26 protein-coding genes are annotated in these 26,197 nt (G+C 51.1%); 19 read left to right on the top strand and 7 right to left on the bottom strand.

Annotated elements, in window-relative coordinates:
• The first annotated feature begins 26 nt into the window (after positions 1–26).
• Positions 27–350 (top strand): thiosulfate sulfurtransferase GlpE, encoded by a 324-nt coding sequence (gene glpE / locus IC617_RS17080; RefSeq protein ID WP_191146198.1) that lies wholly within the window; start codon positions 27–29, stop codon positions 348–350.
• 2 nt (positions 351–352) lie between these two features.
• Complete coding sequence (gene glpG, locus IC617_RS17075; protein ID WP_191146197.1) at positions 353–1,177, top strand: rhomboid family intramembrane serine protease GlpG; 825 nt, start codon at positions 353–355, stop codon at positions 1,175–1,177.
• Positions 1,178–1,233: 56 nt separating this feature from the next.
• Here the strand turns inward: glpG and IC617_RS17070 are convergent, their stop codons facing one another.
• On the bottom strand, positions 1,234–1,656 hold the full coding sequence (locus IC617_RS17070; protein ID WP_224746095.1) for a flagellar basal body-associated protein FliL: 423 nt from the start codon (positions 1,654–1,656) through the stop codon (positions 1,234–1,236).
• A 159-nt stretch (positions 1,657–1,815) separates the two neighbouring features.
• Here IC617_RS17070 and ubiA point away from each other — a divergent pair, with 159 nt between their 5' ends.
• Positions 1,816–2,673, top strand: a complete 858-nt coding sequence (gene ubiA / locus IC617_RS17065; RefSeq protein ID WP_191146215.1) for a 4-hydroxybenzoate octaprenyltransferase — start codon at positions 1,816–1,818, stop codon at positions 2,671–2,673.
• A 61-nt stretch (positions 2,674–2,734) separates the two neighbouring features.
• Here ubiA and plsB read toward each other — a convergent pair whose 3' ends face one another.
• Positions 2,735–5,113 (bottom strand): glycerol-3-phosphate 1-O-acyltransferase PlsB, encoded by a 2,379-nt coding sequence (gene plsB / locus IC617_RS17060; RefSeq protein ID WP_191146196.1) that lies wholly within the window; start codon positions 5,111–5,113, stop codon positions 2,735–2,737.
• 151 nt (positions 5,114–5,264) lie between these two features.
• On the opposite strand from plsB, the gene lexA reads away from it, so the two are divergent.
• From lexA to IC617_RS17030, 6 genes are all read left to right on the top strand, one after another.
• The gene (gene lexA, locus IC617_RS17055) at positions 5,265–5,885 is read left to right on the top strand and encodes a transcriptional repressor LexA (RefSeq protein WP_087507444.1); all 621 of its coding nucleotides are present in this window, start codon (positions 5,265–5,267) and stop codon (positions 5,883–5,885) included.
• Positions 5,882–6,490: a SulA-like leucine-rich domain-containing protein gene (locus tag IC617_RS17050; protein ID WP_191146195.1), complete on the top strand. Its 609-nt coding sequence runs from the start codon at positions 5,882–5,884 to the stop codon at positions 6,488–6,490. Before lexA ends, IC617_RS17050 begins: the two co-directional genes overlap by 4 nt.
• A gap of 408 nt (positions 6,491–6,898) precedes the next feature.
• A complete protein-coding gene (coxB, locus tag IC617_RS17045; protein WP_191146214.1) occupies positions 6,899–7,966 on the top strand; it encodes a cytochrome c oxidase subunit II in 1,068 nt (355 codons plus the stop codon).
• Positions 7,967–7,978: 12 nt separating this feature from the next.
• Positions 7,979–9,571: a cytochrome c oxidase subunit I gene (gene ctaD / locus IC617_RS17040; RefSeq protein ID WP_191146194.1), complete on the top strand. Its 1,593-nt coding sequence runs from the start codon at positions 7,979–7,981 to the stop codon at positions 9,569–9,571.
• Positions 9,568–10,146 carry a cytochrome c oxidase assembly protein gene (locus IC617_RS17035; RefSeq protein ID WP_191146193.1) on the top strand — a complete coding sequence of 193 codons (579 nt, stop codon included), beginning with the start codon at positions 9,568–9,570 and terminating at the stop codon, positions 10,144–10,146. Before ctaD ends, IC617_RS17035 begins: the two co-directional genes overlap by 4 nt.
• Before the next feature lie 12 nt (positions 10,147–10,158).
• Positions 10,159–11,034 (top strand): cytochrome c oxidase subunit 3, encoded by an 876-nt coding sequence (locus IC617_RS17030; protein WP_191146192.1) that lies wholly within the window; start codon positions 10,159–10,161, stop codon positions 11,032–11,034.
• Here the strand turns inward: IC617_RS17030 and IC617_RS17025 are convergent.
• On the bottom strand, positions 11,031–11,258 hold the full coding sequence (locus tag IC617_RS17025; protein ID WP_191146191.1) for a DUF2909 family protein: 228 nt from the start codon (positions 11,256–11,258) through the stop codon (positions 11,031–11,033). The genes IC617_RS17030 and IC617_RS17025 overlap by 4 nt on opposite strands.
• Before the next feature lie 35 nt (positions 11,259–11,293).
• On the opposite strand from IC617_RS17025, the gene IC617_RS17020 reads away from it, so the two are divergent.
• From IC617_RS17020 to IC617_RS16990, 7 genes are all read left to right on the top strand, one after another.
• A complete protein-coding gene (locus IC617_RS17020) occupies positions 11,294–12,022 on the top strand; it encodes an SURF1 family protein (RefSeq protein WP_191146190.1) in 729 nt (242 codons plus the stop codon).
• Entirely contained in the window at positions 12,019–12,552 is a 534-nt protein-coding gene (locus tag IC617_RS17015; RefSeq protein WP_191146189.1) for a redox-active disulfide-containing membrane protein, read from the top strand. Before IC617_RS17020 ends, IC617_RS17015 begins: the two co-directional genes overlap by 4 nt.
• A 76-nt stretch (positions 12,553–12,628) precedes the next feature.
• Positions 12,629–13,624 carry a COX15/CtaA family protein gene (locus IC617_RS17010; RefSeq protein ID WP_191146188.1) on the top strand — a complete coding sequence of 332 codons (996 nt, stop codon included), beginning with the start codon at positions 12,629–12,631 and terminating at the stop codon, positions 13,622–13,624.
• Positions 13,617–14,531 carry a heme o synthase gene (gene cyoE / locus IC617_RS17005; RefSeq protein ID WP_191146187.1) on the top strand — a complete coding sequence of 305 codons (915 nt, stop codon included), beginning with the start codon at positions 13,617–13,619 and terminating at the stop codon, positions 14,529–14,531. Before IC617_RS17010 ends, cyoE begins: the two co-directional genes overlap by 8 nt.
• Before the next feature lie 38 nt (positions 14,532–14,569).
• Entirely contained in the window at positions 14,570–15,238 is a 669-nt protein-coding gene (locus tag IC617_RS17000) for an SCO family protein (protein ID WP_224746093.1), read from the top strand.
• A gap of 17 nt (positions 15,239–15,255) precedes the next feature.
• A complete protein-coding gene (locus tag IC617_RS16995; protein ID WP_191146186.1) occupies positions 15,256–16,587 on the top strand; it encodes an MATE family efflux transporter in 1,332 nt (443 codons plus the stop codon).
• A 163-nt stretch (positions 16,588–16,750) separates the two neighbouring features.
• Positions 16,751–19,648, top strand: a complete 2,898-nt coding sequence (locus IC617_RS16990) for a sulfatase-like hydrolase/transferase (protein ID WP_191146185.1) — start codon at positions 16,751–16,753, stop codon at positions 19,646–19,648.
• Positions 19,649–19,731: 83 nt separating this feature from the next.
• Here the strand turns inward: IC617_RS16990 and nfuA are convergent, their stop codons facing one another.
• Complete coding sequence (gene nfuA, locus IC617_RS16985) at positions 19,732–20,310, bottom strand: Fe-S biogenesis protein NfuA (RefSeq protein WP_191146184.1); 579 nt, start codon at positions 20,308–20,310, stop codon at positions 19,732–19,734.
• Positions 20,311–20,383: 73 nt separating this feature from the next.
• Entirely contained in the window at positions 20,384–21,142 is a 759-nt protein-coding gene (locus IC617_RS16980) for a ComF family protein (RefSeq protein WP_191146183.1), read from the bottom strand.
• 70 nt (positions 21,143–21,212) lie between these two features.
• Between IC617_RS16980 and bioH the strand changes: the two genes are divergently transcribed.
• The 3 genes from bioH to IC617_RS16965 all read left to right on the top strand — a co-directional run bounded on the left by bioH (position 21,213) and on the right by IC617_RS16965 (position 23,273).
• Positions 21,213–21,947 carry a pimeloyl-ACP methyl ester esterase BioH gene (gene bioH, locus IC617_RS16975; protein WP_191146182.1) on the top strand — a complete coding sequence of 245 codons (735 nt, stop codon included), beginning with the start codon at positions 21,213–21,215 and terminating at the stop codon, positions 21,945–21,947.
• 138 nt (positions 21,948–22,085) lie between these two features.
• Positions 22,086–22,337 carry a hypothetical protein gene (locus tag IC617_RS16970; protein ID WP_191146181.1) on the top strand — a complete coding sequence of 84 codons (252 nt, stop codon included), beginning with the start codon at positions 22,086–22,088 and terminating at the stop codon, positions 22,335–22,337.
• A gap of 6 nt (positions 22,338–22,343) precedes the next feature.
• Positions 22,344–23,273, top strand: coding sequence for a putative metalloprotease CJM1_0395 family protein (locus IC617_RS16965; protein WP_191146180.1), 930 nt, complete (start codon positions 22,344–22,346; stop codon positions 23,271–23,273).
• A gap of 28 nt (positions 23,274–23,301) precedes the next feature.
• Here the strand turns inward: IC617_RS16965 and IC617_RS16960 are convergent, their stop codons facing one another.
• Together IC617_RS16960 and greB are read right to left on the bottom strand one after the other, a co-directional pair.
• Positions 23,302–25,602 carry a Tex family protein gene (locus IC617_RS16960; RefSeq protein WP_191146179.1) on the bottom strand — a complete coding sequence of 767 codons (2,301 nt, stop codon included), beginning with the start codon at positions 25,600–25,602 and terminating at the stop codon, positions 23,302–23,304.
• 9 nt (positions 25,603–25,611) lie between these two features.
• The gene (gene greB, locus IC617_RS16955; RefSeq protein WP_191146178.1) at positions 25,612–26,112 is read right to left on the bottom strand and encodes a transcription elongation factor GreB; all 501 of its coding nucleotides are present in this window, start codon (positions 26,110–26,112) and stop codon (positions 25,612–25,614) included.
• Between the last annotated feature and the right edge of the window lie 85 nt (positions 26,113–26,197).

Here is a 26,197-nt window from a genome sequence, read left to right as displayed (position 1 = left end):
ACTCCGATTTTTCAAAGGAGCCGTTGATGTCAGCTTTTTCTCGTATTTCTCCTGCCGATGCTCAGGCCCTTCTGGCCAAGGGCAAGGTGCAGATCGCCGATATTCGTGATGCCAATGCCTTTGGCCAAGGACGCATGCTCGGAGCCGTGCGCCTCGACAATACCAATGTGGCCGATTTTGTCCTTCATGGTGAATTCGATCAGCCGCTGGTGGTGTGCTGTTATCACGGCATTTCCAGTCAGCCAGCAGCCGAATATCTCGCCAATCAGGGGTTTGAGCAGGTGTACAGTCTTGATGGTGGTTTTGAAGCTTGGGCTCAGCAGTACCCCAACGACGTTGAGAGCAACTAGCCATGCAGCTGGGACGTCTCACTGATCCGCGCTTAGCGCAGGCCTTTGTCGACTACATGGCGGTTCAGCGGATGCCATGTGAAGTGCGAGTTGATGGCCACTACTACTGCATTGAGTTACTGAATGCCGAGCACTACCAAGCCGCGCAACAGGCATTTCAGGCGTTTGCTGAAAATCCAAATCATCCAAGGTATCGCAGTGCCTCGTGGCAGCGCGCCGATCAAAGTGGTGTCAGTTTTGATTACGGCAGCAGTGGCGCGCCGATTCTCCATCAAATTTGGCTGCATGCAGGGCCAGTGACCCTCGTTATCTTGATTGCTTGTCTGGTGATTGGCTTGTTGAATCAGATTGGCTTGGCGTCGACCTTATTCGGTTGGTTACACTTCCCAGCTCCGTTTGCCGAACAGTGGCCGCAGATTTGGCGCTTGTGGACACCTGCGTTGATGCACATCGCCTTGATTCATTTGTTGTTCAATGTGGTCTGGTGGTGGTATCTGGGAGGGCGTATTGAGCGCGTTGTCAGCACCAGTAAGCTACTTGAACTGTTTCTTGTCGGTGCCTTGTTCTCCAACCTACTCCAAGGCTTTCTGGTAGGGCCAAACTTCCTTGGTTTAAGCGGCGTCGTATATGCACTGCTGGGTTACGTTGCGGTGGTGCAGCGTAAACAGCCAGAGCTGGCGATGCCGCCGGCCTACATTGGCTTTATGCTGATTTGGTTGGTGCTGGGCTTTGCTGGCTTACTTGGTCAGCAAGTGGCCAATTTTGCTCATTTGGGCGGTTTGCTGGTGGGGGCCGTTCAGGGCTGGTTTGACGCTCGTAAGCGTTAATGGTTTATCGCTGCGCTTCAGGACGAGGCGCAGCGCTTTGCAACGGTCAACACGCCTTAGTGATACAGGTATTTAGTAAACAGAATGTCCGCCGCTAGCGGTTGCCCCGTTTCCTGTTGTAACAACTCATTGATCGTCGTGAGGCACTGGCGGCGAATTTCTTCACGGCCTGCTAATGATTTGATCTTATCTTCGGGCTGACTACCAAAAATCTCGACCAACGCGGCACGTAACAGGGGCGCATGGTGCTCGACTAGCTCTAAGTTTTTATTGCCAGCAACCATGATTTCAGCTGTTAAGCGGATATAGCCGAGGCTGGGGCCTTTACGGATATAGTTGGTGACTATGTCTGGTTCAAAGCCGAAATAGGCATAGTCGCCGTTCGGAGCTGGGGCGTTTTCTGCTGCTGCTTGCTGCGATAATAATAATCCGGCCAGCAACATCCATGCTCTCCAGCTAGTCGAAATTTTTTTAACCATGGGGCCTAATTCTGTAATTTATAGTTCGACTGATTATTGTACTTAGTTGAAGCCGTCATTGCCACTGAACTTCCGCACTCTGATCCGACTGTGTGGTAGCATGGCGCCAGCAAAGCCGTAATGTCCTGAACGATGAGAACTCAACCAATTAAACAACCGATGCCATTTCCTTGGGCTGGAATTTTTCGTCTGTGCCGATTAGATAAACCTGTCGGTATTTTGCTATTGCTATGGCCAACTTTGTGGGCGTTGTTGGATGCTGCGCAAGGACTCGTTTGGTCATGGCCCGCTGTTGCCTTGATGTTGGGCGTGGTGCTGATGCGATCCGCTGGTTGTGTGATTAATGATTACGCCGATCGCCATTGGGATGGTGCTGTGGCGCGAACCAAAACCAGACCGCTAGTGACTGGCGAAGTGACGCCGAAACAAGCGTTAGGCGTGTTCGTGGGTCTATGTTTAGTGGCTTTTGCTTTAGTCCTGACGCTCAATCAACTCACCATACAGTTGTCATTCGTCGCCGTGGCGTTAGCCACTATCTATCCTTTTACAAAACGCATCACACACTTGCCTCAAGTAGTACTTGGGGCGGCATTTAGTTGGGCGATTCCGATGGTTTATGCCGCAATTAATGGTGCGATTCCGGCCCATGCATGGTGGCTATTTGCCGCCAATCTGGCTTGGACTGTGGCTTACGACACCCAATATGCCATGGTCGACCGCGCGGATGATTTGAAAGTGGGTATTAAATCGACGGCGATTTTATTTGGCCGCTTCGATGTGTTGGCAATTGTGATGTTGCAACTACTTTGCCTTGCTTGCCTAGTTGGCTTTGCCGTTAGCGCAGCTCTCATGCAGGTTACTTTTGCTGGCGCTTTGCTGTTGGCGCTAGGCCTGTTTATCTGGCAATGGCAGTTAGTTCGCGAGCGACAGCCAGCCGCGTGCTTTCTGGCATTTCGCAGCAACAACTGGGTGGGAATGGTGATTAGCGGCGGTTTAGCCCTGGCGCTGGTTGGTTAGGCCCGCTGCTGCAGGCCTGACCCAATCCATATAGCCATTATTGGTGCGTACTGTGGCGCCGTTATCTTGGCTGTTGAACCAGTTGCTCAATGCTTTTATGGATGTCGCTCGACACCAAACCTGAGACCAGCTGGCGATATTGTTGCAACGACTGCTTGGCGCCATCATCGCCGTCGAGTAAGCCCATGGCTTTAAGCTGCGTCGTTAAGGTGGCGAACAGTTGTTTGTCGAAAAACTCTGGCGCATTGATGCCGTGCAATTTGCCCAATTGTTCGGCCACGGCACGTGATTCGGACTCCAGGGCACTGCGAGCAATATCCTGACGGAAATCAAGTAACTCCAACACAATGCTGTAGCGTTGCAGTGTTTCACCAACGACATTGGCAAGCTGACTCAATTGCAAATGTTGAGCACTGCGCTTGCTACTTGTGGTCACCAAGTCGTCATCGCAGCTGACCCACTGGAGTTGGATAAACGCACTCAGAATGTTCTCTAAATATTGCTGGCGCCAGTTCTGGCAAGGGTTGAGGAATAACTCAACTTGCAACAGCGGGAATAGGGCATCAATATCGGCAAACAGTTGCGACTTGTTGACTGTGCCGCGTTCAACAATGATTGCGGCCATCAGGCTCGGCAGTACAAACAAGTGAATGATGTTATTGCGGTAGTAGGTCATCACCACCTGACCAAACGGGTCGAGGCTAATGACGTTGCCGAGCTTGTCCTCATTGACTTGGAATTTCTCTAACTCCAAGGTTTGCTTGAGCAGCGTGTGGCCATCTTCTTGCGGCACTGTGGTGTTCTGGTGATAACTTGCGAGACGTGATAATTCCAAACAGCTGTTAAGAAATAACGCTAGCGAGCGCTCACTCATGGCGCGATTGTCATTGCTCAAAATGGCCATCGCCGCCAAGGTCAGGCCATTGATCGCAGCGGCGTTGTTAACTTCGGTCATCGAGCGCTGGGCTAGTGTTGAAACGGCATCAGACAGCCAGCTTGGACGCTCCTCCGGATCGTTGTTACGCCAATCCGAATCGAATCCAGAGAGATGTTCATCGAGTGAAATCGGCGTACCGAAATTGACGTAGCCCTGACCATAGTTACGCAATTTACGAAGGATCTTAAGCGTGCCAAAGAAGTTTTCTTTTTCTTTGTTTTTACCCTTTAGTTCTTTCAGATAAGTGGTCACTTCCATGACGTGCTCATAGCCAAGATAAATGGGCACCAACACGATTGGCCGGCTCTGCGAGCTGAGCTGGCTCTGCACTGTCATTGCTAACATGCCAGTTTTTGGGGTTAGCAAACGACCGGTTCGGCTGCGACCACCTTCACTAAAATACTCGACCGGGAAACCTTCTTTAATCAACCAACTCAGGTATTCGCGAAACACCGTTGAATACAATTTATTACCGCGAAATGAACGGCGAATAAAAAACGCGCCGCCACGGCGGAAGATTGGGCCTGCGGGCCAGAAATTAAGGTTAATGCCCGCAGCAATATGCGGTGGCACTAACCCTTGTTGATAAATGACGTAGCTCAGCAGCAAGTAATCCATGTGGCTGCGGTGACAAGGAACGTAAACGATCTCCTTGCCGGATTCGGCAAGTTGTCGCACTTGTTCAATGTTATTGACATTGATCCCGCGATAAAGTCGATTCCACAGCCATGTCATAAACCGATCGAGCACCACCACCAGCGAGTTCGAATAGGTTGCTGCAATCTCTTTCAGGTAATCGCGCGCATTGGCCCGCATGGCTTCTTGTTTAATTGGATCGGCATCAGTGATCTGACGTATCGCCTGATTCCGAGTCAACTCCTTAAACATGCGTTCTTTATTTGGTAATCGCGGCCCCGTAGCGGCGAGACGCTGACGGAAAAAGTGGGCGCGGGCCACTCGGGTTATGCGCTGAACACTGGTTTGGTCGTCGCCATAGCGATTAACAAATTCGCGAATCGAAACTGGCGGAGCAAAGCGAATAAAGTGGTCGCGGCCAAGAAAGAGCACCATCCATATCTTGCGGAGCCAACCTGGCGTTGGGTGATCGGCGAACCAGCTACTAATCGTGCCTTTGGTTTTTTCTGGGCTTCGGCCCCAAAAGTGGGTGATGGGTAGTAGCTGTGTATTGAGTTCGGGATCGTGCTGATGAGCAGACAATAACTGCTGGATGGCCGCCTGCAAGCGATCACCATGGCCACGTTGAAAGCGATGACCGTGAATGTAAAGCACTCGGCTGCCGTCCTCAAAAGGGCACGGCAGGCCGAGCTCTTTTGCAGTTTTTGCTAAGGTCAGGGTATCGACCGCGCTGTCATGCTCTAACACATAGACAATGGGAAGATCAGCCGCAGCGGTAACGGCTTCAGAGCTGATGGCGCGGGTTCTGACAAACAGCTTAAGTGACCACTTGATCAAGTGGGACAGCAACTTTGAGTGATGAGTCATGGTTCTTGGAACTGGCAAATAAAAGCTAGTTGCGGAGTATAACAAAGGCTAAATACAAATGGATGAAAGCTTTTTACTTGCCAATCAAAAAATACTGTATTACTGTACAGTGGTACTGTATAGATAAACAGGCATAAATATGGCAACTTCAATGCGACCTTTAACGCCGCGACAGGCTGAAATTTACCAACTGATCAAAGATACGATCGAAGCAACAGGAATGCCGCCAACGCGAGCCGAAATTGCCCGCCAACTTGGCTTCAAAAGTCCCAATGCAGCAGAAGAGCATCTAAAAGCGCTGGCTCGCAAAGGTGTGATCGAAATTCTCCCGGGTACCTCCCGTGGTATCCGGTTATTGTTGGAAGAAGCTGCCAACGATGAACAAGGTCTGCCGCTGATTGGTCAGGTTGCTGCTGGTGAGCCGATTCTGGCGCAAGAGCATGTCGAATCTCACTATGCGGTAGACCCTAATTTGTTCCGGCCTCAAGCCGATTTCTTGCTCCGTGTTAACGGCGAAAGCATGAAGGATATCGGCATCCTCGATGGTGATTTACTCGCAGTGCACAGCACTCAAGTCGCCAGAAATGGTCAGGTAGTCGTGGCCCGAGTCGAAGAAGACGTGACGGTTAAACGGCTTCAGCAAAATGGCCATAAGGTACTGTTGTTAGCCGAGAACCCTGAATTTGATCCAATTGAAGTGGATCTTCGCCATCAGCACTTTTCAATTGAAGGGTTAGCAGTTGGTGTTATCCGTAATGGAGAATGGTTATGAAGCAATTCGCCGAACAACGGGTGAAGCACCCAGGTGTCTGGCAGGTTTCGGCAACTGGCACTCCCAAATGCTGCATTGCAACTGGCCACGAAGCCTTAAATCAGCAGCTCCCTGCCGGAGGTTGGCAAAGCGAGGTGATTTACGAAATGTCAGCACATGGCCAACAACAACTTTTACAGTCGCTTGAGCCGGCGTTGACTAAGCTCAGCCACGATACCGGTTGGCTGATCCTGCTAAAGCCACCGAAAGCGGCATTGGATGCCATTGCGCAAATGGCTGATGTCGACCGAAGCCGGCTGTTAGTGGTCCATGGTAATGACGATTTCGATACCCTTTGGGCAGCGGAGCAAGCTCTGGTTAAAAATAATGCCGCTTGTATTTTGACATGGACCGATGAGCTCACTGGGCGTGACATTAAGCGACTAAAGTTAGCCGCTCGCGGCACCAAAGCGCTTAGTTTTGTATTTCCCAAAGGCGAGGCATCTCATCAACCGCTGAGCTGGCCTAACATTGTCCTTCACCAACACGCTGCCAATGTTACTCGTATCGATATTCCAACCAAAGAAAACAATCAGTTAGCTAACTATCAACATTGCCTGCATTAATTTGCGAAGTGCACTTGCCCAGTGTGTAGTCGGGCAAGAGAACTAGATCACCTTTCTAACAATTTTTTAAAACAATGTTAAAAAATTGTTTTAAATCAAAAAAAATTAAAAACATATCAAATTCAGCAGGTTGGCACTTTGTATTTATTAGTGCTTATGCTCTATCTAATTGAATCCTAAATTAAAATTTAACAATCTGCGGGTTGGATCGCTGGACTGATCCGGATACTTGCATTAATTCTAAAAAGCATCGCGATAAAAAACGTGGTAACGAATCTTCGTTATGCCGTCTGCGTTTTCACCGCTATACCGTGCCGGTATGGATTTGGAGGACGTTAGGTGGATTTGAAAAAAATCGGGCTGTGTTGGCTAGCTGCATTGGTGACAATTCCAAGTCAGGCCAAAGACATGCCACTGAACCTCAGTCAGGGAGTGACTGATATTAGTGGGCAGGTTTATGATCTGCACATGACCATCTTTTATATCTGCTGCATCATCGGTTTTATCGTCTTTGGCGCCATGTTCTATTCAATTGTTCGGCACCGAAAATCGCGCGGCGTAAAACCAGCAAACTTCCACGAGAGCACCAAAGTCGAAATCCTGTGGACTGCCATCCCCTTTATGATTTTGATTGGCATGGCAATCCCTGCGACCAAGACATTAATCGCGATGGAAAATTCCGATGATGCCGAATTAACCATCCAAGTCACCGGCAGCCAATGGAAGTGGCATTACAAATATTTTGAACACGATCTTGAGTTCTACAGCGTACTGGCCACACCGAAAAAGCAAATCGAAAACAAGCTCGCCAAGGGCGAAAACTACTTATTGGAAGTTGACCGTCCACTGGTGATCCCAACCAACACCAAAGTGCGCTTCTTAATGACATCCGATGATGTCATCCATTCTTGGTGGGTACCGGAATTTGCAGTAAAAAAAGACGCTAATCCGGGGTTTATTAACGAAGCTTGGACCAATGTACCTAAGCCGGGAATTTACCGCGGTCAATGCGCCGAGCTGTGTGGCAAAGACCACGGTTTTATGCCGGTTGTGGTCATCGCCAAAGAGCAGGCTGAATTTGATGCATGGCTCGCCGAACAAGTTGCGAAACAGCAAGCTCGCGAAGCTGAAGAGCAGCGCCTGTTGGCCATGCAATTATCCGAACAAGAATTAATGGACTTAGGTAAGCGTACCTATGATCAGTTTTGCTCGGCATGCCATCAGCCCAATGGCCAAGGCTTGCCTGGTATGTTTCCGGCGTTGGCTGGCAGCGAAATGGTTACCCAAGATCGGCAAGGCCATATCGACATCGTGCTACACGGTAAAGCAGGCACAGCGATGGCAGGTTACGGCAAGCAGTTATCTCTCAAAGAGTTGGCCGCTGTTGTCACTTACGAGAGGAATGCTTGGGGTAACAACACCGGTGAATTGATTCAGGCGGCTGATGTACAAGCGCGCAAGAATGCAGCTGATTAAGGAATAGTATTTATGTCATCAGTGACTGACCAAACACTCGATCACGACAGCCATGATCATCATCATGCACCCAAAGGACTGATGCGCTGGTTGCTGACTACCAACCACAAAGATATTGGCACCTTGTACCTGATTTTTGCGTTCACCATGTTTCTGGTCGGTGGTGCCATGGCCATGGTGATCCGTGCAGAGCTATTTCAGCCGGGACTGCAACTGGTGGAGCCAAACTTTTTCAACCAAATGACCACGGTGCATGGACTGATCATGGTGTTTGGTGCGGTAATGCCGGCCTTCACAGGGCTGGCGAACTGGATGATTCCAATGATGATTGGTGCGCCTGACATGGCGTTGCCGCGAATGAACAACTGGTCATTCTGGATTCTACCGTTCGCATTCGCCATCCTACTTGCCTCCTTGTTCATGGAAGGCGGTGGCCCAGCGTTTGGTTGGACCTTCTATGCGCCGCTCTCGACCACGTATTCCAATGACAGCACGGCGCTGTTTGTGTTTGCGGTCCATATCATGGGTATCTCGTCGATCATGGGTGCCATCAACGTCATTGTCACAATCGTTAATCTGCGTGCACCGGGGATGACATGGATGAAATTGCCGTTGTTTGTCTGGACCTGGCTGATCACTGCATTTTTGTTGATTGCCGTAATGCCAGTTCTCGCTGGTGTGGTGACCATGGTTTTGACCGATAAATATTTTGGAACAAGCTTTTTTGATGCCGCCGGTGGTGGTGACCCGGTGATGTTCCAGCACATCTTTTGGTTCTTCGGCCATCCAGAAGTGTACATCATGATTTTGCCGTCATTCGGCATCGTCTCGGCGATCATTCCAGCTTTTGCTCGCAAGCCCTTGTTTGGCTACGCATCGATGGTGTACGCAACAGCGTCAATTGCGGGACTGAGCTTTATCGTCTGGGCTCACCATATGTTTACCACCGGCATGCCATTATTTGGTGAATTATTTTTCATGTACTGCACCATGCTAATTGCGGTGCCGACCGGCGTGAAAGTATTCAACTGGGTGGCAACCATGTGGCGCGGCGCGATGACATTTGAGGTGCCGATGTTGTTCGCATTGGCATTTGTCATTCTGTTCACCATCGGTGGCTTCAGCGGATTAATGCTGGCAATTACACCGGTCGACTTCCAATACCACGACACTTACTTCGTCGTCGCTCACTTCCATTATGTGTTAGTCAGTGGCGCTATTTTCTCGATTTATGCCGCCGCCTACTACTGGTTGCCAAAGTGGACTGGCTACATGTTTGACGAATTCCTTGCCAAAGCCCATTTCTGGTGCTCGCTTATCTCGGTCAACATTCTGTTTTTCCCGATGCATTTCCTCGGTTTGGCGGGGATGCCACGGCGCATTCCTGATTATGCATTGCAGTTTGCTGATGTTAATCAGATTGTTTCCATCGGTGGTTTTGCCTTCGGTTTATCACAACTGATCTTCCTTGCGGTGATTGTTAAAGCAGCACGCGGTGGTGAGAAAGCTGAGGCCAAACCGTGGGAGGGCGCAGAAGGGCTTGAATGGACAGTGCCGTCGCCCGCACCTTATCACACCTTTGAAACGCCACCGGTCATCAAATGAGTAGCAACCAGCAGGTGGCGCAGCCAAATCACGGCAAACTTGCCGGCCGCTTGGTGCTGGTGGTTGTGGCGATGTTTGGTTTTGGCTTTGCCCTGGTGCCGCTTTATGACGTGTTTTGTGAAATCACCGGACTGAATGGCAAAACCAATGACGAAGCGGTTCAAGTGGTGGCGATCGAAGCCGATTTGCAACGGCAGGTACGGGTTCAATTTATGACCCGCAATGCCAAAGGCGTGAGCTGGCCGTTTGAGTCACAGTTATCAACGATTCAAGTCAACCCTGGGGTCATGACTCAGGTCGAATTCATTGTTGAAAATCCAACGAATAAAGCCGTGGTTGCGCAGGCCATCCCTTCAGTATCGCCGGGGCTCGGTGCGCAATACCTAAGAAAGCTCGAATGTTTTTGTTTTAACCAGCAACCGCTACAACCGGGCGAGCGGAAAGTCATGCCAATGCAATTTTACATTGCGCCAGATATGCCAAAGGAAATTGGTACTTTGACCTTGGCTTATACCTTGTACGACATCACCGAACATGACAATAACTCAAGCGCCGAAGTTGCGATGGCCAAGTAAGAGGACGATGCAATGAGTCAGCAATACCAGAAATACTATGTGCCTGCCCAGAGTCCGTGGCCCATTGTTGGAGCCATCGCGCTATTTCTTATTGCGGTTGGTGCTGGCACATCGGTGCAGCAAATGAGTCAGGAAGGTGGCAGTGGCCATTGGATCTTACTGGCTGGTGCAACCTTGCTGATCATCATGCTGATCGGCTGGTTTGGCAATGTGATTCATGAATCAATGTCTGGGTTGTACAGCGAACAGATGGATCGCTCATTTCGCCAAGGCATGAGTTGGTTTATCTTCTCAGAAGTGATGTTTTTCGCGGCGTTTTTTGGTGCTCTCTTTTATGCCCGCATGATTGCGGTGCCGTGGCTCGGCGGTGCTGGCAACAACGAAATGACCCACGCTGTGCTGTGGCCAGAATTTTCGGCCCATTGGCCTTTGATTAAAATGCCTGATGGCGGCGAAACTCAGGCGATGGGCTGGTCTGGCTTACCCCTATACAACACCATTATCTTGCTCATTTCATCGATTACCTTACATGTTGCCCATGTCAGCTTAGAGCAGGGCAAGCGTACGGCTTTAACCGCGTGGTTACTCATTACCATACTGCTTGGTGTGGGCTTCTTATTTCTGCAAGTTGAAGAATACATCCATGCGTATGTCGAAATGGGTTTGACCTTAGATGCGGGAGTCTATGGCAATACCTTTTTCTTATTGACCGGTTTTCACGGCATGCATGTCACCTTGGGGACCATCATTCTGATTGTGTTATTCGGCCGAGTGATTAAAGGCCATTTCAGCAAGGATCAGCAGTTCGCCTTTATGGCAGGCAGTTGGTATTGGCATTTTGTTGATGTGGTTTGGTTGTGCCTGTTTGTCTTTGTATACGTGCTTTAGTAAGGACGAGGGTTGAAGGCGATGTTGCCACTGGCAGCGAACAGCAACAGTAGCAGCAAAATAGCGGCGGAGAATATGAGTCGCCGACCGATGTAGCTCGACATTGATTTTTGTGGTCGTTCGGCTGACTTCGACGTCGCCAACATCTGTTTCAAGGCCAGCGCCAAATTAACAATCACAGAGACAAGGAGAATCACGATCAATGCTTTGAGTAGCCAATGCATGCGGTTTCCTCGTGTCTGAATGAAGGTTTGGTTGTATGCGGTTTGATTGGCGAATCATCAGTTTTTCAGTCTTTACCATGCTGGTGTTTGCTGGGTTGGTCAAGCTTGGTATTTGGCAAACAGAGCGTGGCGCACATAAGCAACAGTTGGTCGAACAGTTGGAGCAGCAACGGCTTCGACTGCCAGCGGATCTATCTCAGATTTTGGCAACGCCAGCGTCGCAGCTGCATGGTTTGCCAGTGTTGTTAAAGGTCGAGGTGGATCCAAATTGGCGAATTTTACTCGACAACAAAATTCACAACGGCAAGGTCGGCTATCAATTGTTGGTGCCAGTAACACACCATCAAATTGCCTTTCTGGTCAACTTGGGTTGGGTGCCAGCAGCACTCTCTCGCGATCAGTGGCCTGAGCTACCTCCGATGCCGCAGCAAGTTCGGTTGCGGGGACAAATCAAGCTGACCAGCGCTCAACCATTACTGGATCAGCGCTACTTGTTTGAACAGCGAGGATCGGTGATCCGCAGTCAGGCCGATCAGCCATCGTTGCTTGCCGAACAGCTCGCGATGCCATTGCAGCCTTGGCTGGTATTGCTTGATGAAAAAGAGAATTGGGGCCTGCCGCGCCAGTGGCAATGGTTCAATATGGGGCCGGAAAAACATTACGGATACGCCTTGCAGTGGTATTCAATGGCTGTGGCTGTGTTGATCTTGATGCTGGTTTTTTTATGGCGTCATGTGCGTAAAAACGCAAAGGGGGATGGATGACAACCAAACAAGCCGCTTCTCGGCGCACTTTTCTATTGGTGCTATTGGCTTTTGCAGCGCCAGTGCTGGTGGCGTTATTGATCCTGAAGCAAGGCTGGTTTAATGGCGGCGTCACTTCCCATGGTCAAATGGTGATGCCACCCCTGCAGCGGGCCGAATGGCGCCAGCAGCAATGGCACAACAGCTGGGCTTTGATTGGCATTTGTCAGCAGCAATGCGATGCAACTCAAAGCTACCTGCAGCGGATCAAAACCACCTTGGGACAGTATCAACAACGGGTTGTTGTGCTGTCAGTTGGAGCACAAGCACCGAGCCAAACCGGCCAACAATTGTTTTGGCGCTCACAACTTAGCAACTTACCAGAGCGCTGGGCGGCAGCCGGCACTATTCTGATTATGGATCCTCTGGGCCATGTCATGCTGACTTATCCGCCATTGCAAGCTGGCGCTGAGCGCGAGCAAATTGCCGAGCAAGGCCGAGGGGTGAAAGCGGATTTGTACAAAATGCTGAAATTATCGCGGATCGGTTAATGAGCATCAGCGGATGAGCAAAAGGACATCCCATGGCCTTGGTGGCTAGCGGGACAACAGTAGAAGTGGAGTAATTATGCGCGTTGCAAGTATTGTCGCCGTGGTATTGAGCTTTTTGGTGATCCAGTTAGGTGCGTATACACGATTAACCGATGCCGGCCTAGGTTGCCCCGATTGGCCAGGCTGCTATGGCTTGCTCAGTGTGCCACAAGGCGAGCAAATCGATGTGGCCAATGAGGCCTTCCCAGAACGCCAAGTCGAACCACAAAAAGCCTGGAATGAGATGATCCACCGCTATCTGGCCGGTGCCTTGGGATTGTTGATTGTCGGCTTAGCGATTGGTGGCTGGCGCCATAGCCGGTTCGTGCGAGGGCTTACCGTTGGCCTAGTGGCGTTGGTGATCTTTCAGGCGCTACTAGGGATGTGGACGGTGACGATGAAGCTCAACCCATTAGTGGTGTTAGCTCATCTACTCGGTGGTTTTTCTATTTTTGCCTTGTTGTGTCTGTTATCAGCGCGGTTGCGTCAAGCCAGCAAGCGTGCCCATCAAACGACGTCATTGGCGCCGGCAGGTGCAAAACGGACTTTGCTGGTGGCACTGATTGTCGTGATGCTGCAAGTTTTGCTCGGCGGCTGGACATCCGCCAATTATGCGGCAACTGCCTGTGTGGAATTACCTGTTTGTGAATCCGGCTGGAGCGAGCGACTGGATCTCAAAGGCGCCTTTAGCTTGCCGGAGACAACGGACGGCAGCTATGAATACGGCCGTCACAATTACCAACAACGAATGACAATTCATGTGTTTCATCGTTTCGGCGCGGCGGTGGTTATCATCGTTGTTGGTTTAGCCATTTTTCAACTTGTTAAAGCGCGCCGCATCGGCGCTTCAATCTGGCTTTCACTGCTGCTGGTCGGGCAAGTTTCCCTCGGGCTGATTAATGTCATTGCCCATTTGCCGATTGCCGTTGCGGTGGCTCACAACGGTGGCGCCGCGCTACTGTTCGCCACTTTAGTGGTGTTGTGGGCAAGGCGCAGCAAACCACTTATTTTCGGAGGTCAAGCCAATGGCTAGAACACTAACTCTCAAGGGCCCAGGATTAGTCCAACGTCTGTTAGGGCGGGCCAGTTGGCAAGACTACTATCAAATGACCAAACCCAATGTGGTGATGCTGTTGTTGCTCACGGCATTGGTTGGCATGTGTGTCGCCACACAGGGTTGGCTGCCATGGCAACCCGTGGTGTTTGGCTTATTGGGAATTGGCCTGGTGTCTGGGGCTGCAGCAGTACTTAATCATGTTGTTGATCGAAAAATCGATGAACAAATGGCTCGCACACATCACCGGCCCTTGCCGCGAGGTGTCATTGAAGCGCACCGAGCGCTTGCATTTGCCGCCATGCTGGCGGTGATTGGCTCGGCGATGTTGTGGCTATTGGTTAACCCGTTAACTGCGGTGCTGACCCTGTTTGGCTTGGTTGGTTATGCCGGCGTTTACACCATGTATTTGAAACGAGCGACGCCGCAAAACATTGTGATTGGCGGGCTCGCTGGCGCCATTCCTCCATTGCTCGGCTGGACCGCTGTCACGGGACAAATTGATGGCTACCCACTGTTGCTGGTGATGATTATTTTTACTTGGACGCCTCCTCACTTCTGGGCGTTAGCGATCCATCGACGGAATGATTATGCCCGAGTGAATGTACCGATGTTGCCTGTTACCCATGGTATTGAATTCACCAAAACCGCCGTGCTGCTTTATACCCTGTTGTTATTTGTAGTCGGCTTGATTCCATTTCTTGCAGGGATGAATGGTTGGCTCTATGCGATTGGCGCCAGCGGTTTGAATCTAGCCTTTATTTATTATGCAGTGCGGCTCAAATTTGGTGATGAGCAAGTGTGGGCGATGAAAACCTTCCGTTTTTCAATTGTCCACCTTATGCTGTTGTTTATCGTGATTCTGGTCGATCATTTCATCGCTTAGTTCGGCCGTTTGCAAGTGACTGCCACTAAGGGATTAACTTGAACAACAAGGTGCTCATTCTGGTTGCTGCATTGCTGGCAGCCATTGTTGGATTCTGGGCCTATCAACAAAGCCAGCCGGCAACCTCTGAGGTGGCAATAACTGCCACTGGTTATGGCCATCAATCGGATACGCTGGTGGTCTATCAGCCGCAACGACAGCTTGAGCCATTTCATTTGACCGATCACCAACAGCAACCATTCGACAATCAGCGACTGGTTGGCAACTGGAGTTTAATCTTCCTTGGTTATACCTTTTGCCCTGATATCTGTCCGATGACGCTTGCCATGCTCAATGGTATCTACCCTAAGCTGCAGCAAGCCAGTGAATTGCCGGTGCAAGTGGTATTTGTCAGTGCCGATCCGCAGCGAGATACGACCGAAAAGCTCAACGCCTACCTAAACTATTTCAATCCTAGCTTTGTCGCGGCCACTGGCCCTCATCCAGATTTGTTCCCGCTGACGCGAAACCTCGGCTTGGCTTATGCGCTGTATGATGGCGCCGATCAAGACAACTATTTGGTCGACCATTCTGCGTCGATTGTATTGATTAACCCCAATGGCCATATTCATGGCGTGTTCAAGCCGGTTGCCGTTCCGGGCGAAATTCCAACCGTCAAAGCATCGCAATTGCTGAGTGATTTTCAGCGCGCAATCACCTTGCCTTAATACAAATATTGGCTGCTATGACATCGTTCTGGAATACCTTACAGCGTGCTGATTTGCATCGAAAAATTGGCAACATCGCGCTGCCGATGATTCTGGCTAACCTCACTGTACCCCTGCTTGGCTTGGTTGATACCGCGGTGATCGGCCATTTAGATGAAGTCTATTATCTGGGTGGTGTGGCTGTCGGTAGCATGGTCGTCACACTTATTTATTGGCTTGCTGGCTTTTTGCGGATGTCCACTACAGGCCTCGCTGGGCAAGCGCACGGTGCTGGCGATCAAGCACGCCAGAGTCACGTACTGTTACAAGGTTTAACGCTGGCTTTAGCCCTTGGTTTGGCTTTGTTGATCGCGAGTGCTGGCATTTGGTTGGCGGCCATTGGCTTGATGAAGCCATCGTCATTGGTGGCGGAGCAGGCCAAGCTCTATTTTGATATTCGTATCCTATCGGCACCGGCGGCGCTGGTTAATCTGGTGATGATGGGGTGGTTTATTGGTCTGCAACGCAGTCGTACGGCGATGGCGCTGCTGATCTTAACCAATGTCATCAATATTGTGCTCGATTTGCTGTTTGTGTTGGTGTTTCAATGGGGCGTGCAAGGTGCTGCAGCGGCCACGGTCATTGCCGATTATGGCGCGGCAATACTGGCGCTCTGGCTCGCTTGCCGATTGCAGCCAGCCATGCTTGAGCGACTCCGGCAATACCAGCACTGGTTGCATTGGCGACACATGAAATCGCTGATCGCGATGAATCTGGACATTTTTATCCGTTCACTGTGTTTGCAATCGTGTATCGCTTTTATGACGGCCAGGGCGGCTCGATTGGGCGATGCCACGATTGCTGCCAACGCCGTATTAATGAATTTCTTGATGCTGATTGCGCTTGGCCTTGACGGGATTGCTTATGCCGCCGAAGCTATGGTGGCACAGGCCAAAGGCGCTAAACAGCGAGTAGATGCGGTGGTTGCGATTCAGCTCAACGGCTTTTGGACAGCTATTTTAGCCATGTTATTTGCCGCAGTGTTTTGGCAGTTTGGTGCCGCCATCGTGTCGCTGTTGACGGACTTAGAACCTGTTCGCCGCACTGCTGAAGATTACTTGCTTTACATTGTGCTATTGCCACTTGCTGGCGCTGCTTGCTTTCTTTTGGATGGCATTTTTGTTGGTTTTTCAGCTGCGAAACAGATGCGAAATACCATGATGTTGGCTGCTTTTGGCGTGTTCTTTCCGGTTTGGTGGTTGCTCCAAGAGCAAGGTAATCATGCTTTGTGGATTGCCTTTTTGTGCTTTTTGTTGGCTCGGGGCGTTGGTTTGTCCTATTGCTTGCCTCGTCAACTGCGCCAGATCTAATTCTCTTCTTGCTTTGTCCGTTGATGGCCTTTGTTGATTAATGTAGACATTTGTAAACAAGTGTAGGTTTGGCTTGGCTATCAAGCTTTGGCACCTTGTCTATTGCCTCGGTCACTGACGTCCTCATACTAGCTTGTAGCCATCGACTGAATTGGAGTAACGGATGAAACGCACCCCGCCTATCAAAAAAAGCGCTCCGCTGAGTTGCCTGTCGTTGTTACTGTTGGGGCTAGCTGTTGCTGGTTGTGGCGGTGGAGGCGGCTCGTCATCAAGTTCACCGACAACACCCGAAACGCCATCTACACCAGAGACGCCAACAACGCCGGAGACACCGAATCAGGCTCCTGTGGCCGATGCTGGTGATGATCAGGTGGTTGCTGTTGGGGTGGAAGTGACATTGAGCGGCGCGGCGAGTGAGGATGCCGATAGCGATCCGTTGAGTTACTCGTGGCAATTGGCGCAGCGTCCAGATGGCAGCTCGGCCTCAATTGACAATCCAACCCTAGTGACAGCAACCATTACGCCGGATGTGGCGGGGATTTACCTGATCGAGCTGATTGTCAGTGATGGCGAATTGCAAAGCGCATTGGACACAGTGCAAGTGGAGGCTAATCAGGAAACTGTTGTCGTTAGTTCTCCGGTTGTCGATACCGGCCAACGTCGTTGTTTTAGCTCGGCAGGCGGTATTGAAACAAGCTGTTCTGGCATGGGCTACGATGCTGATTACAGCGGCAATCAGGCCAACTATTCATTATCGGCCGCCGGCACCGTGGTCATTGATGAGGTCACTGGCTTGGTGTGGACGCAAAGCACAGATACCAACGGCGATGGTCAGGTCAATGTCAGTGACAAGCTGAGCCCTGCCAATGCTGCAGCTTATTGTCAGGGCTTAGAGCTTGCCCAGCGCAGCGATTGGCGGTTGCCATCGATCAAAGAAGCATACTCGCTGATCGCGTTCACCGGTGAAGATCCGAGTGGTTACAATGGCACCGACACAACGGGATTAATCCCATTCATTGACCCTATATTCGACTGGGTATTTGGTGACCAAGCGGCTGGCGAACGGATCATTGATGGCCAATATGCCACCACTACCGAGTACGTGTCCCGCACCATGAACAATTCCGAAACCATGTTTGGCGTGAACTTTGTTGATGGCCGCATCAAGGGGTATCCGCTGAACAACAAATCGTATTATGTTCGTTGTGTTGCTGGCGACGAATACGGACTTAACGATCTCGTCAATAACGGTGACGATACCGTCAGTGACCATGCCACAGGGTTAATGTGGCAGCGCAACGATGTTCAGTCGGACAATTGGGATGATGCCATTGCCATATGTGAACACGCATCGATTGCCGGTTATGACGATTGGCGCCTGCCGAATATCAAAGAATTACATAGCATTGTCGACTACTCGCGCTCGCCAGACACTCACGCTTCTGCCGCCATCGATCCGATATTTAATGCCACCAGTTTTATCAATGAAGAAGGCGAGACCGACTGGGGCGCATACTGGAGTGCCACTACCCATATTAGTTACGGTGGCAGAGGTCATGCTGCGGCTTATATTAACTTTGGTCGCTCGCTGGGCTACATGAATCAGTTACTCGACGTTCATGGCGCAGGAGCCCAGCGCAGCGATGATAAAGATGATGCTAGCAATGGCGGTAATGTGCCGTCGCAGGACTTGGGCTATGGCAGTTTTTACTATCGCGGTCCGCAGGGCGATATTGTTAAAAACGATCACTGGGTGCGGTGCGTGCGAACGCATCAGCCAAGTACGGCCGAGCAAGCGATTGCTACCGACGGCAGCGTCAATATTCTGCTGATTATCGGTGATGACATCGGCGTTGATAACGTCAGTGGCTATGGCGAACATGGTGACCACAGCGCGCAAACACCGACGATTGATCAACTGGCCAGCAGCGGCGTGTTGTTCCGCAATGTTTGGGCCAACCCGATGTGTTCGCCATCTCGCGCTAGCTTGCTGACTGGGCGCCATGCGCTGCGTCACGGTGTCTTTAGCCCTGGTCGGTTAGGCGAGTTGGATGCCAGTGAATACACCATTGCCGAAGCGCTCAGCGATGCTGGCTACGCCACGGCATTATTTGGCAAGTGGCACTTAGGAACGAGGCAAGCAAGCTTACCAACCTCGCAAGGTTTTGATTATTACTCCGGCAGCTTGGAAAACATTGACGATTATTTCAACTGGCAAAAAACAACCTTGGTGGGAGCAGATGCCGCAAAAACGGACCCTGTCATTGAAACCGGCTATGCTACGGATGTGGTTGCCGCTGAAGCGGCCGAATGGATCGCATCGGTATCACAACCATGGTTTGTGCAACTGGCATTCAATGCGCCACATTCGCCATTTCATGTGCCGCCAGAGGGCAGCTATAGTGCCGTTAATCTGACCGGGCAACCGGGTGATGGCTGTAGTCGCAATAACCAAGACGATTCAGTGACCGATTGCTATCGGGCAATGGCGGAGGCGATGGACAGTGCCATTGGCCAACTATTGGCCGAGATGGATGCCGCTACGCGGGCTAATACCTTGGTGATTTTCTTGGGCGATAATGGCACTTCGGGCGCTGCAGTTATTGAGGACAGCGCGTATCCCTTCACCGCAGCTCATGCCAAAGGCACTGTGTATGAAGGCGGAGTGAATGTGCCATTAGTGATCGCAGCGGGTAGCAACATTGGCATTGATGGCGGTGAAGTCGATGCATTGATCCAAATTCAGGATCTTTATCCAACACTGCTGGCAATCGGCAACGCAACAAGCAGCCAAGATGTCGATGGTTTGAGTTTGCTGGGCCATATTGATGCCCAAGCGCCAGCAGCGCAGCGTCATCAGCAACTTTATTCTGAATTGTATGAGGAGTCGGTGACCGATCGCTGGGCGGTGTCTGATGGCTCAGCCAAATACATTAGCAATGAAGGTGTCGAAGAGTGTTACGACCTAGCCAATGATGCGGCAGAGGCTACTAACCTGTTCGCCAGCGGCAATGAGGTTGACGTGCGCTGCAATGCCTTAAAGCAAGCTCGGCCACAATAACTGCTTTCGATTAGCGCTCAGAAATGACAAAGGCCCGCAAGGGCCTTTGTTGGTTACTATCAGCATAACTTAGTAGTAAGAGTTTAGTAGTAAGAGTGCTCGCCGTGCTGGTGTTCAGTGACGTCACGAACCCCTTTGAGTTCATCAGGGAACTGCTCTAACAGTTGCTTTTCAATGCCTTCTTTGAGGGTCACATCAACCATTGAACAGCCATTACAACCACCACCAAATTGCAGCACCACGAAGCCATCATCGGTCAACTCAACAATTTCGACTTTACCACCGTGATTGGCCAGTTGAGGGTTGATTTCACTTTGAATCATGTAGTTGATTCGCTCAACCAACGAGGCATCATCATCGACTTTCTTCATGCGAGCATTGGGAGCTTTGAGTGTCAACTGAGCGCCAAGCTTGTCAGTGACATAATCGATCACCGCATCATCGAGATAGGGTTTGCTATCGGCATCGACCACGGCTTCAAAACCGTCATATGGGAAGGTTTCGTCACTGTCTTCAACGGCATTTTCTGGGCAGTAGGAAACACCACACTCGGCGCTTGGCGTGCCCGGATTAATTACGAATACGCGAATTCTGGTATTCTCGGGCTGCTGGCTCAGCAGTTTAACGAAATGCGCTTGCGCATCTGCAGAAATATCAATCATATCGGGCTCATTAGAATACTTGACAAAAATACTTGGGTAATTGTAACGCTAATCTCTTCACTGAAACAAGCACTCAAGGCGTTCGACCGATGCACCAGACATCCACTCGGCAAACCCTATGCTCTTTCAGTTGCTTAGCAATGGTTGTAGCTGTCGCCTGAGTGGTCACCACATCATCAACGATGGCGACATGGTCATAGTCGCAGCGCAGCACGCGATACATATGCTGGACTTGGCGCCAGCGCTCCGTTTTATCTTTGCCCATTTGGCTAGTTCCCGGATGAAGTCGAACACAGGCCTTTAAGTCCACGGGTAAGCTTAACTGGTCGCCAAAGTCACCTGCCAATAGAGCGGCTGGGTTAAAGCCTCGCTGTCGAATTTTACGCCGATGACTTGGTACTGGGATCAGCGCTTGAGGCAGCTTATCAATTTGACAATGGTGCAACCAAGCCCCACTCAGCGCTCGGCCAGCGGCCAACTGACCCTGATATTTGAATTGCTGGATTAAGTGGCGTAAATGACTTTGATACCAGCCAAGAGCGATGATTTGCTCGATTGGCGATTGTTGCTTTTGGCATTCGCCACAGATGGTTGCTGAATCGATGTGGTCCATTGGCAGAGGCAAGGCACAGCGCCGACAATTGTTTTGGCAGCGCTGTAGCTGGGAGATGCAGGTGCTGCAGAGCGAATAACGGTGTTTGGCTGATTCATTGCCGGTCATGGCAAGTTGGCACAGCACGCAGCGAGGATTCAGTGCTAAGGCCAGTAGTTGCCGCGAGCGGTGTGATATTTGTCGCCCGAGCTTGGCGTGAAAGTCAGAAATTCTTAACATACCCGTCCTTGGGTGTTGTGCCACGTCCTGTGGCTTGCACAAAGTGGATGATTGAAAGTATGGGGCGGAAATGACGATTTTGCGAACGGGTCAAGGCGATGAGCTAGTGCTGTTTCATGGTTGGGGAATGAATGCCGGTATCTTCGACAGTTGGGTTGAACAGCTGCAGCATCATTTTCGTTGCCATGTGGTTAATTTGCCTGGCTTTGGTGGTCGGCCTGCTTGCAGCAATCCGGACCTCGACGAGTGGCTCGATGCGCTGATGCCAGAATTACCGGAGCGAGCCTATTGGTTAGGTTGGTCGCTCGGCGGCTTGTTGGTGCAACGCTTGGCACAACGTCAACCTGAGCGCGTCAAAGCGCAATTGTTGGTGGCGACCTCCCCGCATTTTCCCGCAGCTGAGAACTGGCGCGGTATTCAACCGAGTGTGCTGCAGCAGTTCACTGAGCAATTGCACTTAAATGCCGATAAAACCATTGAACGATTTCTGGCCATTCAGGCCATGGGCAGCGAGACCGCGAAGCAGGATATTCGCCAAATCAAGCAGCGGCTAGAGCAACATCCGCAAGCCGATTCAGAGGCCTTGCAGCAAGGCTTAACTTTACTGCAACAAGTTGATTTTAGGACCATTAAATCACCAACACCGCAATACTGGCTGCTTGGCCGATTAGATTCGTTGGTGCCAGTGGCGTTGGCTGAGCAATTGGGTGAGGCTGCCACCGTTTTGGCCAAAGCATCACATGCGCCGTTTATCAGTCATCCGGCTGAGGCCACCGATTGGCTGCTTCGCGCGACGGCCGGATAAGCGTCAATAAAACAGCACCAAACGTGATTCCGACGGGCGTTCAGGCTGGATTCAGTTGCCCGTTCTATACTTTTTTGACCTTTTCAATTATCGCTGTTTGTACGATAATTAAACAGTCCATGTTTGGAGGAGGTCAGAATGAATAGTATTCACCAATCTGGCTTAAACATCGTTAATCAAGCTTTTTCCATGGCCGCGGAAAGTTCTCAGGCCATTGCTGAAACAGTTATTGAGCCAACGACAGAGAATTCGATAAACGCCTCTGGCAGCACTAGCCTGACCGAAGCGGTTGTCGATTTAAAGAAAGCAGAAATTCTAACGCTTGCTGGTGCCAAGGTGATCCGCACTGCCGATGAGGTGGTCGGCACCTTAATCGACACCAAGGTTTAACTGATCATGAATATTGTCTCGAACTATGCCCATGTGCCGTTGAGTCCGGTTAATCCGCAGACTCAGGCGCTCGCGCATGACAACAAAGTTCGGGAAGTCATTCGTCAGCCTTCGCAAATGGAAGGCTTTCCCCGTGAGCCCGGCATTGCTAAAGATCAAGAGCAACAGCGGCCGCAAACCAAAGATCCACGTCAGCGCTTAGTCGCATCAGAAGGTGCTATTGACGGCACAGATGTGGTGGACAACGAAACCGACCAACCGATCGAAGCCGCTGATGATTCCTCTCAGCAGCAAAGTGGCGATCAACAAAACCCGCAAGAACAGCAGGCGCAGCAGCGTCAGGAAAACCGCGAGCAAGAGCAGCAAGCTCAAGAGCAACAGGTGATTGACCAGCTTGAAGCTCGCGATCGCGAAGTGATTGCCCATGAGCAAGCTCACGCCGCGGTTGGCGGCCAATATGCGGGGGCGCCGAGTTTTGATTATCAGCGCGGCCCTGATGGCCAACTGTATGCTGTGAGTGGTGAAGTCTCCATCGATATTGCGCCGGTGCCGGGCGATCCGGTGGCGACGATTCGAAAAATGCGCCAAGTGCGCGCGGCAGCATTAGCCCCAGCTGAACCATCGGCACAAGATCGGCGGGTGGCACAAGAAGCGGCGCAACTGATTATCGAAGCGCAAGCTCAAATCTCATCAGGCGAAACCGAAGACGGCGAATACAGCCGAGAGCGGCGCAGCTTTCAGGACGGATTAGCCGAGGCCAGCCAACAGCTTGGCCAGCCTGAGCAAGAAACGCTCGAAGATGACGATGCTGAACTGGCCGGGCCGCTCAACACCAAAGAGGCGATTGCCGAAATGGTGCAGCGCAATTCGGTGATTGCACAAGCCTATCGACAAAGTTCAGAAAGCTCTTTGGGCTTCGTTATCGGCAGCGCCTAACCGCTGCCGAACATCCTTCATTAACGATTCACTTACGCTTAGCGTTGGCAAATGCTTCGGCGAATGCATTATTTGCTGGCTGCGCATTCGATTGCTGACGCGAGCGGTCATTGCGATGTGAACGGCGTTCTTGTTTAGCCCGCGGCTCACTTGCGGCTTTGGGGGTGCTGTCGGCGACATCGCCCATTCGCATGGTCAGCGCGATCCGTTTACGTGCGATATCCACTTCCATCACTTTGACTTTCACCACTTGTCCCGCCTTGACCACATCTGCAGGGTTGCTGATGTAGCGATCGGCCAATGCTGAGATGTGTACCAAGCCATCTTGATGAACGCCGATGTCAACAAAAGCGCCAAAATTAGTGACGTTGGTGACAACGCCTTCGAGGATCATATTAGGCTTTAGATCGGCTAAGGTCTCAACGCCATCTTTAAAGCTGGCAGTGGTGAATTCTGGTCGTGGATCGCGACCGGGCTTTTCGAGTTCGGCAAAAATATCCGTCACCGTCGGTACGCCGAATTGATCATCGGTATAGTCATTGACGTTGAGCTTTTTCAGCGCCCCCGATTGCCCCATGATGTCGCTCAACTGCCAGCTGTTATGGGCCAAAATCCGCTTCACTACAGGGTAGGCTTCAGGGTGAACAGAAGACGCATCAAGCGGGTTTTTACCATTGACTACTTTTAAGAAGCCCGCACATTGCTCGTACGTTTTAGCGCCTAAACGGGCTACTTTCAGCAATTGTTTGCGTTCGGCAAAGGCGCCGTTAGCGTTGCGATAATCGACAATATTTTGGGCTAACACTCGGTTTAATCCGGCAACGCGAGTGAGCAAGGGCGCCGAGGCCGTATTGACATCAACCCCGACCGCATTTACACAGTCTTCCACCACATTGGTTAGACTGGTGCCCAACTGAGTTTGGTTGACATCATGCTGGTACTGGCCGACGCCAATGCTTTTGGGATCGATTTTAACTAATTCAGCGAGCGGATCTTGCAGTCGTCGGGCAATCGACACGGCGCCACGTAGCGATACGTCCAAGTCGGGAAATTCCTGAGCGGCTAACTCAGATGCCGAATACACCGATGCGCCCGCTTCGCTGACCATGATTTTCTGCAGGTTCGGTTGCGCTAAAGCTTTAACTAACTCGCCGGCTAGCTTGTCGGTTTCTCGTGAGGCTGTGCCGTTGCCGATGGCAATCAGCTCAACGGCGTGCTTTTTCACCAGCGTGGCTAGTGTTGCCAGTGATTGTTGCCATTGCTTTTGCGGTACGTGGGGGTAGATGGTGGCGGTATCAAGAAGCTTGCCGGTCGCATCGACTACCGCAACTTTAACGCCGGTACGCAACCCCGGATCGAGCCCCATGGTGGCTTTGTGTCCAGCCGGAGCTGCCATCAATAGATCGTTCAAGTTGCGAGCAAAGACCTCAATCGCCTCTTGCTCTGCTTGTTCTCTGAGTTGCCCCAGTAATTCATTTTCCAGTTGCAACAATAATTTGATGCGCCAGGTCCATTGCGCTAATTGGATCCGCCAGCGGCCAAGTGCCGAGCTGTCGGCTGACAAACGCAGGTGTGAAGCGACCAGTTGTTCGCCGGGTTCAACATCCTCCGGCAGTGTGACCTTGAGCTGCAAAATGCCTTCATTGCGACCTCGCAGCATGGCAAGGGCGCGGTGGGAAGGGACTTTCGTCAGCTGCTCGCTGTGATCAAAGTAATCGCTAAATTTCTGGCCGTTCTGCTCTTGTCCCATCATCACCGTGGCGGTGAGCATACCGTGGCGTTGCAGATGATTTCGGGATTGACCAACGAGCTGGGCATCTTCGGCTAAGCGTTCCATCAGAATGTAGCGCGCACCATCAAGAGCCGCTTTTGTGTCGGCAACGCCTTGTTGCTCATCAACGTAAGCCTGCGCCATGTGTTCGGGATCGCCGTTGGCGGCATTGAGTAGCTCATCGGCGAGCGGCTCGAGCCCAGCTTCAATGGCAATTTGGCCTTTGGTTCGACGCTTCGGCTTGTAGGGCAAATACAAATCTTCCAAGGTTGATTTGCTGTCAGCTTGGCGGATTGCTTCCTGTAGCTCTGGCGTCAATTTACCTTGCTGGTCAATGGACTTGAGAATGGTGTCACGGCGGTCGTTGAGTTCTCGCAAATAGCCAAGGCGCTGTTCGAGCAATCGCAATTGGCTGTCATCAAGGCCGCCCGTTGCTTCTTTACGGTAGCGGGCAATAAACGGGACGGTGGCACCTTCATCGAGCAATGAAACAGCCGCATTTACCTGTGCTGGTGAAGCATTGAGCTCCACTGCAATTTGTTGAGAAATGTTTTGCATGGATAGTCTTTACTGTGCGTCGAGCGCCGCGTCATCAAACGGCGTGTACTGAATTTTATTGATGTACCAAATCTTCACTCCTTCGGGAGTTCGAACCTGGACTTCATCGTCGATTTGTTTGCCAATCAGAGCTCGTGCCATCGGAGAGTTGATGGTGATGTGCTTTTTCTTTACGTCGATTTCATCGGTGCCGACAATCCGATAATGGGCAATTTCGCCATCATCGTTTTCAACTTCGACATAGGCGCCGAAAAAAACCTTGCCGTCTTGTTGCGGTGAATAATCAACGATCTCAAGGACTTCGAGTCGTTTCATTAAGAAGCGTAAGCGCCGATCGATTTCACGTAAACGCTTCTTGCCATAGATGTATTCAGCGTTCTCGCTGCGGTCACCTAAGGCGGCGGCTTCAGATACGGCTTGAGTGACGCGAGGGCGTTCTTCCTTCCACAGAAACTTCAGTTCATCGTCAAGCCGATGCCAGCCTTCGCGGGTGATCAGGTTGGTTTTCATTCAGGTCAATTGGTTCCGATGGAATCGAGCAATGGGCTATTCCGCAGATATGCGGGCAAATGGCTGAAATCCAAGGTTGACCGAC

This window comes from Neiella litorisoli, assembly GCF_014773395.1.
GTDB classification, from domain to species: domain Bacteria; phylum Pseudomonadota; class Gammaproteobacteria; order Enterobacterales; family Neiellaceae; genus Neiella; species Neiella litorisoli.
The sequence above is the reverse complement of the archived record's forward strand: the minus strand, read 5'-3'. Positions and strand labels throughout refer to the sequence as shown.